Raw genomic sequence first — 9,658 nt, 5'->3', positions numbered from 1 at the left:
CTTGAACTCGGCCGAATACTTGGCCATGCAAAACCCCCTACGGTTGGATCAGTGTCCAACTTTCGGGGGTCAGTTCACGAAGGCGAGCCAATGACGTCGATAAGCGCTAGTGGATGGGTATTTCGCGACGGTTCGCTTTCGCTTCGCCGCTGCGCGGCACGTGAACCTTGAGCACCCCGTTGGCGAACGAGGCCGAGATCTCTTCGGGACGTGCATCGTCGGGCAGGTCGAGCACCCGGCGGAAGCTGCCATAGGAGCGCTCGATGCGCTGGTAGCGGTCTTCCTTGGTGCTGCTCTCCTGTCGTTTCTCGCCCTCGATGATCAACCGATCGCCGTCCAGGGTCAGCTTGACGTCTTTCTCGTCCACGCCGGGCACCTCGACGCTGATCAGGTACTCCTCGTCGCGCTCGGCAATGTCGAGCTGCGGCCTGAGCAGGCTGGTCAGGTCGCCGAAGCGGCTCTCGAGCGTCGGCATGCCGAACTGACGCATGACGCCATTCATCCAGCGGTCCAGCTCCTGATGCATGCCGAGCAACGGCGAGAGTTCGCCCTGGCGAGGCTCCACGGGAGCCGGCGCCGCGGCATCGCGGCGTTCGCTCTTGAACCAGTTCCAGGGAGAGAATTTCTGCAGTTTCATACGCCACCTCCTGTTCGTCGTGAGACACGTGACGCATAGGACGGGCTTCGAGCCCGTTCCGGCATGAACAGAATTGGTGGCGCAGGGCCGGTTTTCAAGTAGCGTTCGACGCGCACTTGCGCCAGGTCAACGATTCGCCATCGACCGGTGCCGATGGCGTGGGGCTGCGCCTCTCAGTCGCGGAAATTATCGAACTGCAACGCCAGATCGGGGCCGCCTTCGCCGCGCAGCATGGCGATGACGTCCTGCAGATCGTCACGCTTCTTGCCGGTGACCCTGACCTTGTCGCCCTGAATCTGCGCCTGCACCTTGAGCTTGCTGTCCTTGATACGCTTGACGATATCCTTGGCCTCCTTCTGCTCCAATCCCTGCTTGAGCTTGACCTCCTGGCGCGCGCGCACGCCGGAGAGCTCGGGCTCCTGCTCCTCCATGCAGCGGGCGTCGATGCCACGGGCAATGAGACGGTTGCGCAACACGTCGAGCATCTGCTTGAGCTGAAAGTCGACTTCCGCCTCGAGCTGCACCGTGTCGCCATTCAGCTCGAAGCTCGCCTTGACGCCCTTGAAGTCGAAGCGGCCCTGGATTTCACGGTTGGCCTGATCGACGGCATTGCTGGCTTCGTGCTTGTCGTATTCGGAAACGATGTCGAAGGATGGCATGGCGATGTCCTTGTTTGCCCAATCATGCCGGAAGTCTATCAGCCCGGACCGATCCCTGCGCGCCTGGGCTTACCGATCCTGGGTCGAGGCTTCTTCCACCAGACAGACGAGCGACTTGTTCATTTGCCAGCCGGCACAGCCATCCTCGTAGTAGTCGTCGAGCCAGCGCTCCAGCCGAAAGCCCATGCGCCGGTAGAGGCCCAGGGCGACGCGATTGTCTGCCCGCACCTCCAGACCCAGCGCCTCGGCATCTTGCCGTACGGCGACCTGCTCCAGCGCCTCGAGCAGTCGTCGACCCAATCCGCTGCCCCTGGCCTCGGGATGAACGCAGAACGAATAAAGCCGGGCACGACGACTGCCTCGCCGGAACAGCAGAGTGCCATATCCCATGAACCGCTCCCCATCGTCGGCGACGAGGGTCTCGGCATGAGCGCGATTCAACAGGTGCCAGAGCTGCCGACGGCTGAATTGATCGCCGCTGAAGGCTACCTGCTCCAGGCGAAAGAGTGCGTCCAGGTCCTGTGGCTGGGCCTGGCGCAGAGTGACGGTCATGGGGATTCTCCGGGGCTCACGGTCGCAACGCGGCTGCTATCAACCTAGGTCCAATCGGCGGGCTCTGACCCGCCGCAATCATGAAATCATTTCACCTGTCGAAGCGCTTGTCGACAGGAAGTTGCAGCGGCATGCTGGCCGCATGTCGCGGCGCGGCCGCCCCTTTCCCACCGAACGGATCTCGCCCATGAGCCCCTTGCGTATCGTCGTCGACCGACAGGAAGACTGGCGGCCCTACTACCCCTCCGAAGACCTGATCAGCGCCGACGACTTCCTGGCTCTGGACCGACGTCATCGCAGCGTAGCCGACCAGGACCGCAGCACCCATGTAATCAACCTGTGCGGCGAACTCGACTATCTTGGCACCGGCTACTACGTCTCGCTGCTCGCCCAGGCACGCGGCCAGCGTGTCCTGCCCAGCGTCGAGACCCTCAACGAACTGTCGCGCAAGACGCTGGTCGATCTGCAGCTGGATACGCTGGCGCCGCTGCTTGGCGAGCTGGCGCGCCAGGGTCGTCTTGCCGGCGATAATGTGACCCTGCGCGTGCTCTTCGGTGAATGCCGTGAACCCGAGCTGGCCCGGCTCGCACGCAAACTCTTCGAGCGCCTGCCCTGCCCCTTGCTCGAGGCACGCCTGGTACGACGCCACGACCTGTGGCGACTAGCCCGGCTAAAGCCGATCCACCTTCGCGATCTCAACGCTGACGAGCAGGACCTGTTCGCCTCTGCGCTAAACCGGCACTCACGCAAGGTATGGCGCACGCCCAAGGCGCGCCGTCGCTATCGCTTCGACCTGGCCATACTGGTCGACCCCAAGGAAGCCTTGCCGCCGAGCAATCGCAGTGCGCTCAAGGCCTTCATTCGTGCCGGACGCAAGCTAGGTATCGACGTTTCGCTGATCACCCGGCGCGATGCGGGACGACTCGCCGAGTTCGACGGACTCTTCATCCGCGAGACGACGGCGCTGGATCACCACACCTACCGCATGGCCCGACTCGCCGAGCATGAGGGGCTGGTAGTGATCGACTCCCCACGGGACATTCTGCGTTGTACCAACAAGGTCTACCTGCACGCGCTCTTGCGTGCCCGCGGCGTGCCTGCGCCGGAAGGGGTGCTACTGAAACGGCGCGACCGTCGTCCTCTGGCGGAACGAGTTGCCGGGCTGAGCTTCCCTCTGGTGCTGAAGATCCCCGATGGCGCCTTCTCTCGCGGGATCGTCAAGATTGGCTCTTTCGAACAGCTGGAGCACGAAACCCGGCGCCTGTTCGAGGATTCCGCCCTGCTGCTGCTGCAGGAGTGGCTGCCGACCGAGTATGACTGGCGCATCGGCGTTCTGGATGGCCAGGTACTGTTCGCCAGCCGCTATTACATGGCGCGCGGCCATTGGCAGATCTACGACCACTCGGGCGCCAGGGTGAAGAGTGGCGGCTTCACTACTCACGATCCGGCCGAGGTCCCCCCCGCCGTGATCAGGGCGGCGTTGAAGGCTACCCGTTTGATCGGCGATGGACTCTACGGCGTCGATCTCAAGCAGGCCGGAGAGCGCGTGGTTGTCATCGAGGTGAACGACAACCCCAACGTGGACGCCGGTATCGAGGATACCGTTCTGGGCCGCCAGCTCTACGAGCGCATCATGGGTATCTTCCTGTCCCGCATGGAAGCCCGCGTCTCGGCTAGGTCGGCAGAGTAGAGAGACTCTTGAGGGCCATGTTTACGAACTGACCGAACAAAACAAAAGGATACAATAACTTACCTCCCTACCAACTATCCTTGTCGCCATTAGGAGACAGTTCAAGCTCTTGATTTGAAAGGCTAAGGCCACTTCGGTCTACATACGTCTCTTATTGGCGACGGCTTGTGCCGTCCCATCGCACAATTATTTTCTTCACATCTCGCCAAATCCCTGACAGGAAACAGTGTTTTCTAGTTGGCGCGAATGTTGCGTACCGTATGGCACGCCAATCAACTAAATCCGACCCTGCACGCCATCGCCCGTCGGTCACCTCCGGCATAGGCACGATGGCGTTGATTGGATGACAGGGCGAAACTGCAAGGAGCGACGACGATCATGAGGATTACCATCTTCGGTTCTGGCTATGTAGGACTGGTAACCGGCGCCTGTCTGGCCGATGTCGGCCACCAGGTCATGTGTGTGGACATCGATGCCGAGAAGGTGGCTCGCCTGAATGATGGAGAGGTACCCATCTATGAGCCCGGCCTGGAAGAGTTGATCAGCAACAACAAGGCCGCGGGGCGCATCGAGTTCACCACCGATGCCGCCAAGGCCGTTGAGTTCGGCCTGCTCCAGTTCATTGCCGTGGGCACCCCTTCCGACGAGGATGGCAGCGCCGATCTCAAGTACGTGCTGAAGGTGGCGGAAACCATCGGCCAGCACATGAACGATTACAAGATCGTCGTCGACAAGTCGACCGTGCCCGTCGGCACCGCCAGCAAGGTGGAACGCACCGTAGCTGCCGAGCTGGAAAAGCGCGGCATTAATCTGGAGTTCGACGTCTGCTCCAACCCGGAATTCCTCAAGGAAGGCGCAGCCATCGAAGACTTTTCGCGTGGCTCGCGTATCGTCGTTGGCACCGACTCGGAGCGCGTCAAGAAAGCCATGATTGAGTGCTACGGCCCCTATAACCGTCAGCGCGACAAGATGATGTTCATGGGCGTGCGCAGCGCCGAACTGACCAAGTACGCTGCCAATGCCATGCTGGCGACCAAGATCAGCTTCATCAACGAGGTCGCCAATCTTGCCGAGCGCTTGGGCGCCGATGTCGAGGAGGTGCGTCATGGTATCGGCTCCGACCCGAGGATCGGCTATAGCTTCATCTACCCGGGCTGTGGTTACGGCGGCTCCTGCTTCCCCAAGGACGTCAAGGCGCTCGCTCATACCGCCGAGGAGATCGGTCATCCTGCCGAGATGATCAAGGCCGTTGAGCGGGTCAACGCCCGGCAGAAGAACAAGCTGTTCGAGAAGCTGTGCCAGGCTTTCGACGGCCAATTGGCCGGCAAGACCATCGCTGTTTGGGGACTGGCCTTCAAGCCCAATACCGACGACATGCGCGAAGCACCCAGCCGCGCCCTGATGGAAGCCCTGTGGGACGCCGGCGCGCGGGTCCAGGCCTTCGACCCGGAAGCGACCGCTGAATGCCAGCGCATCTACGGGGAGCGCGACGACCTGGTGCTGACCGAACGTCGTGACGACGCACTCGAGGGGGCACACGCACTGGTCATCTGCACCGAGTGGAAAGCCTTTCGCACCATCGACTTCAACGAATTGCGCGAGAAGCTAGTGGAACCGGTGCTTGTCGACGGCCGCAATCTGTTCCAACCCGATACCGTCAAGGCTGCAGGGCTCGCCTACTATGGCATCGGCCGCGGTGACTCCGTGCGGCCCGTACTGGCCTGAGGAGTTCCGATGTCCGCTACTCCCCCAGACCCCTCGACCGCCAGCCGGACCACGGAGGTCACCACCTTCCTGTTCGGCCTGGCGTTGATGGTGGTAATCCTCAGCGAGCTGCCCTCGGAGGTGTTCTCGCCGGAGTCGGAGAGCTTCATCTTCGTCATCGGTTGGATCGCCATCTGGCGTTACTCCTGGTGGGCCGTCCAGGCCGTGCGTTCGGTGTGGTACAACCGGCGTGTGTTCCCGCAGTTGCGGGCCGAGGCGGACGCGATCGGCGAGGAGGAGAAGCCGCCCGAGCTGTTCGTATTGTGTACCTCGTTCCGGATCGAGGCGAAGGTGAACTTTCACGTCTACGACGCCCTGATTCGCGAAGCTCGCGACTATGGCGTACCGACCACCATCTTCGCCTCCATCTCGGATCGTACCGACGTGGATGTCATCACTCACGTGATGGACGATCACGGCTGGCCGCAGAACGTCGAAGTGCGCTACATGTTCCAGAAAGGGGACGGCAAGCGCTCGGCCATGGCCGAAGTGCTGCGGGCGATCTCCCGGCGCCTGCCGGCGCCGGGCTCGCTGCTGGTGTCGATGGATGGCGATATCCGGCTCGAGCCGGGCACGCTGTCGCGTTCGCTCAGCTTCTTCCAGTCTCAGGAAGACCTGGGTGCACTGACCACCAACAACCGCGCCGAAGTGACCGGCAACGATGCCACCCGCGAGTGGTACGACCTGCGCTATGCGCAGCGTCATCTGATGATGAGCTCGATGTCGCTCTCACGGCGCCTGTTGGTACTGACCGGCCGCTATAGCGTCTTTCGCGCCGACCTGGCGACCCAGCCGGACTTCATCGAACTGATCGAGAGCGACCACGTCGAACACTGGCGCTTCGGCAACTTCAAGTTTCTCTCCGGTGACGACAAGTCCTCGTGGTACTGGTTGCTGAAGAACGGCTGGCGCATGCTCTACATTCCGGATGTCTTCGTCACTGGATTCGAAGAGCTACCCGACCGCAAGCGCTTCTTCGCCTCGACCACCGACCTGATGCGTCGTTGGTACGGCAACATGTTGCGCACCAGCAATCGAGCGATCGCCTTGGGGCCGCGGCCGATGGGCATGTTCACCTGGTGGAGCCTGGTGGATCAGCGCCTCTCCATGTGGACGACCCTGGTCGGGCCCACGGTCGTGACACTGGTGTCGTTGTTCGTGAGGCCTTCGTTCTTCTTCGCCTACGTGCTGTGGATTCTCTTCACCCGCGGCATTGCCACTTCGATTCTGGCCTGGCAGCGAGGGCGCTTCAGCCTGCTATGGATTCCGCTGATCTATTACAACCAGGTATGGGGAGCGATGCTGAAGACTTATGTCAGCTTCCGCTTCAACCGCCAGAAATGGTCACGGCAAGGGATCTCTGCAGGCGAGCCGGATGACCCTGTCGCGGCCAGCAGGCAGCGCCGCATGGGTCACGTGCTGCACGGCTTTGCCTATGGCGTGCTGCTGTTCATCCTGCTCCTCTCGACCGGTGTGATGGCGCCACCGGATCGGGTATCGCTGCACATAGCCCGCGATCAGACGTGGGATCGCAGCCAGGATCCCGAGCGGCTCGACCGCTGGCTCAGCGCCGTCCTTGCTGACAACAACGGCGACTCGGTGCAACTGCCGCCGGGTTACTTCCGACTCGAAGGCGAGCTGCTCGAGACCCTGCAGCAGAATACGCTGCCGACCGAGAAGCGAATCCGCGGCAATCATGACACTACCGTTCTGGCGATTTCCCCCGCCGTGGCGGAATTGATGCAAGGCCCGAATGGCAATGCCATCCAGGATGCCGTCGAGTGCACCGTGGATGCGAACTGCCAGCTGGCCTTTGACGAACATAACCTGACCCTCGTCAACGTACGACTCAGGGTCGAGCCCGATGCCCCGACCGACATGGCAGCGGCTCAACCCTGACGCAAGGAGCGACCAACGGATGGCTGACAATTTTTTCAACGATGACAATCGGCACGAGCCTACCCTGGGAGGGAACCGACCGAACAGGCAGTCCGACTCTCACGCCGAGCCGAGGAGTGCCGATCAGGACAGCGTGCGACTGACCCAGGGGGATCGGCTGCAGCATGAGCGCCGGGACGAACGCGGCTACATTCGCGTTACTTTGCCGTTTCGCGTCGATCTCGCCGACAGCGACACCGAGCTGAGCGGTAATGATGTCTCGCTGGGAGGATTTTCCGCCCGTAGTCCACGCGGCTTCGAACCGGGCGAGAGGATTTCCGCCTCGCTGCTTATGATGGCCGGCGCCACCGAGCTGATCGTGCCACTCCAGGCGGAATGCCTGCGCTCCAGGCCCGCCGAAAGCGGTGGCTACGACACCAGCTTCGAGATCGTGGAGATTGAACCACAGCACCGCGAGCTGCTGCGCCAGATCATCCGCAGCGCACTCAGCGGCCGCACGCCCAACGTCGAAGGCCTGATCTCGGGTGAAGACCCTCAGACCCCACGCAAGCGCCAGGCGAGCAAACCCTTGCCACCTGCGCGCCCGCCCAAGCCGATGGGGCGCTATATCCTGCTGTTCGTTGCCATTGGCCTGCTGGTGCTGGTGGGGGCGGCCACGGCCTATCGCAACTTCATGCTGATCGAGCCGAGCTTCGCCGCTGTCACCGCACCGCGCATCGACATTCGCGCACCTGGGCCGGGCATCCTCGGCGAGCACGAGCTGACGGCCGGGGATCAGGTCGAGCGCGACCAGTTGCTGACCAACGTGGTCAACAGCGAACTGGAGTCGGACCTGATCCTGGCCGAGGCAGCGCTCGACTACAATAACCGGCTGATAGAAAACCTGCGCGAGCACCTCGAAGGTGGCATGCAGGAGGTCAGCCTGGCCAACTCGGCGCAGCCAGCCAGTGGCGACACCATGACCTTCGAGTCGGTCTCACCGGAAATCGCCCGGGCGCGTGTCGAGCAGTTCGAGACGGTTCGCGACTACGAGAGTTCGCGTATCGCCGCACTCGAGGCACGCATGGCCAGCAACGACATCTATAGCCCCTGCGATTGCCTGGTGGCCTGGGCCTTGAGCAGCGCCGACGGCGTCTACATCAACGAAAGCGAGCGGATCATGACCCTGATCCGTACCGACGAGGACGACGTGCTGGTCGAGGCGCTGGTGCACATGAACGACATCAGCCGCATCGAACCCAACCAGCAGGCTTACGTGACCCTGGCCAACGCCAACCAACCGATTCGCGCCCGGGTGCGCAACGTCGCACTGGACGTCGAGCGTCAGCCGCGCGCCGGCTTCCCCAGCTGGGTGCGCCAGCAGCAGAACGTAGCCAGCGTGCTATTGGTACCCGAGGAGCCGCTGCCGGCCGAGAGCGTCGGCCAACCCGTGGACGTACGCTTTACCGAAGCACCGCTGCTGGGGGCCGCCTCGGAGCGGATCTGGCAAGGTGTGCGTACGGTCATCCAGTTCGGCGATGACATCTATCGCGCCGCCGTGGAGGACAACGATGAAAGCACCAATGAAGGTTGAGCCCAGCCAGAAAGCCAGCCGATGCCTGGCGCTGCTCGGCGCACTGCTGCTGCCGCCGGGCTTTGCCGCCCAGGCCGACGAGGCCGAGGACGCTCTCGTCGGCATCCCCCAGGAGGAGGCCTGTTCGCAGCGCTACGCCCAGGCCGAAACGCCCCAGCCCCGGCAAGCCGCGGACGCTCACACCTCCATACGCCAGAATTTTCATACCAGGCGCCACTGGGGCACCGAGGAGAACGTGGAGCGCCTCGATGCCGGCCAGACCGGGATCGGCGAACCCGGCCTACGCGTGCACTATCCCGCCGGCACCTCCTCTCCGGGGGAAGAGCCGGTTGGCGGGGCCGGCTTCTACAGCGACCCGCCTTCGATGAAGGGCGCCGAACGAGCTTGCCTGAGCTACATGGTTCGCTTTCCGGCGGACTTCGACTTCGTGCGTGGCGGCAAGCTGCCAGGACTCTACGGCGGCGAAGCCCCATCAGGAGGCGAAGACGTCGATGGCGAGAACGGCTTCTCGATGCGCCTGATGTGGCGCGAAGAGGGTGAAGGCGAGCTTTATCCTTACGTGGTGGGCTTCGAGGGAGAATCGGTAGGCCGCGGCTTCTGGCGCTTTCCCCTCGGTCAGTGGGTCACCATCGAACAGGAGCTGATACTCAACGATCCCGGCCAGGAGAACGGCATCGCCCGGCTATGGGTCGACGGACGTCCGGTGCTGGAACAGCAGGACGTCGTCTATCGCACCTCGCCCTCGGTCACCATCGATGGACTGATGTTTTCCACCTTCTTCGGTGGCAGTGGCGAAGGGTGGCGCACACCACGCGATCAGTACGTGGACTTCGCTGCCTTCCGTTTCTATGCACCGAAATCTTGACACTTCGCATTCGAGCGCC

The 9,658-nt window shown here is 62.6% G+C and carries 8 protein-coding genes; 5 read left to right on the top strand and 3 right to left on the bottom strand.

The genetic code is table 11. The annotated features are described in order from the left end of the window. Positions 1-106: 106 nt before the first annotated feature. From HBJ55_RS15870 to HBJ55_RS15860, 3 genes are all read right to left on the bottom strand, one after another. The gene (locus HBJ55_RS15870) at positions 107-637 is read right to left on the bottom strand and encodes an Hsp20/alpha crystallin family protein (RefSeq protein ID WP_167117047.1); all 531 of its coding nucleotides are present in this window, start codon (positions 635-637) and stop codon (positions 107-109) included. A gap of 173 nt (positions 638-810) precedes the next feature. Beyond that, complete coding sequence (locus HBJ55_RS15865; protein WP_167117044.1) at positions 811-1,296, bottom strand: YajQ family cyclic di-GMP-binding protein; 486 nt, start codon at positions 1,294-1,296, stop codon at positions 811-813. 69 nt (positions 1,297-1,365) lie between these two features. Beyond that, on the bottom strand, positions 1,366-1,848 hold the full coding sequence (locus tag HBJ55_RS15860) for a GNAT family N-acetyltransferase (RefSeq protein WP_167117041.1): 483 nt from the start codon (positions 1,846-1,848) through the stop codon (positions 1,366-1,368). A gap of 187 nt (positions 1,849-2,035) precedes the next feature. Between HBJ55_RS15860 and HBJ55_RS15855 the strand changes: the two genes are divergently transcribed. The 5 genes from HBJ55_RS15855 (at position 2,036) to HBJ55_RS15835 (ending at position 9,639) form a co-directional block, all read left to right on the top strand. Then, entirely contained in the window at positions 2,036-3,538 is a 1,503-nt protein-coding gene (locus HBJ55_RS15855; RefSeq protein WP_167117038.1) for a RimK family ATP-grasp domain-containing protein, read from the top strand. A gap of 378 nt (positions 3,539-3,916) precedes the next feature. Then, the gene (locus HBJ55_RS15850) at positions 3,917-5,263 is read left to right on the top strand and encodes a UDP-glucose dehydrogenase family protein (RefSeq protein WP_167117035.1); all 1,347 of its coding nucleotides are present in this window, start codon (positions 3,917-3,919) and stop codon (positions 5,261-5,263) included. A gap of 9 nt (positions 5,264-5,272) precedes the next feature. After that, positions 5,273-7,201, top strand: coding sequence for a glycosyltransferase (locus HBJ55_RS15845; RefSeq protein ID WP_167117032.1), 1,929 nt, complete (start codon positions 5,273-5,275; stop codon positions 7,199-7,201). Between the two features lie 19 nt (positions 7,202-7,220). Further along, entirely contained in the window at positions 7,221-8,774 is a 1,554-nt protein-coding gene (locus HBJ55_RS15840) for a PilZ domain-containing protein (RefSeq protein ID WP_167117029.1), read from the top strand. Continuing rightward, positions 8,752-9,639, top strand: coding sequence for a polysaccharide lyase (locus tag HBJ55_RS15835; protein WP_240936157.1), 888 nt, complete (start codon positions 8,752-8,754; stop codon positions 9,637-9,639). Before HBJ55_RS15840 ends, HBJ55_RS15835 begins: the two co-directional genes overlap by 23 nt. The last annotated feature ends 19 nt before the right edge of the window (positions 9,640-9,658 follow it).

The sequence above is a fragment of the Billgrantia bachuensis genome (assembly GCF_011742165.1).
Taxonomy (GTDB): Bacteria; Pseudomonadota; Gammaproteobacteria; order Pseudomonadales; family Halomonadaceae; genus Halomonas; species Halomonas bachuensis.
Note: the sequence above shows the minus strand (reverse complement) of the source record. Positions and strands in the feature narration are given on the sequence as shown.

What these genes read in the sequence shown, in the direction of transcription:
- HBJ55_RS15870 (WP_167117047.1), bottom strand. Translation starts at nt 637, where the DNA reads ATGAAACTGCAGAAATTCTCTCCCTGGAACTGGTTCAAGAGCGAACGC.
- HBJ55_RS15865 (WP_167117044.1), bottom strand. Translation starts at nt 1,296, where the DNA reads ATGCCATCCTTCGACATCGTTTCCGAATACGACAAGCACGAAGCCAGC.
- HBJ55_RS15860 (WP_167117041.1), bottom strand. Translation starts at nt 1,848, where the DNA reads ATGACCGTCACTCTGCGCCAGGCCCAGCCACAGGACCTGGACGCACTC.
- HBJ55_RS15855 (WP_167117038.1), top strand. Translation starts at nt 2,036, where the DNA reads ATGAGCCCCTTGCGTATCGTCGTCGACCGACAGGAAGACTGGCGGCCC.
- HBJ55_RS15850 (WP_167117035.1), top strand. Translation starts at nt 3,917, where the DNA reads ATGAGGATTACCATCTTCGGTTCTGGCTATGTAGGACTGGTAACCGGC.
- HBJ55_RS15845 (WP_167117032.1), top strand. Translation starts at nt 5,273, where the DNA reads ATGTCCGCTACTCCCCCAGACCCCTCGACCGCCAGCCGGACCACGGAG.
- HBJ55_RS15840 (WP_167117029.1), top strand. Translation starts at nt 7,221, where the DNA reads ATGGCTGACAATTTTTTCAACGATGACAATCGGCACGAGCCTACCCTG.
- HBJ55_RS15835 (WP_240936157.1), top strand. Translation starts at nt 8,752, where the DNA reads ATGAAAGCACCAATGAAGGTTGAGCCCAGCCAGAAAGCCAGCCGATGC.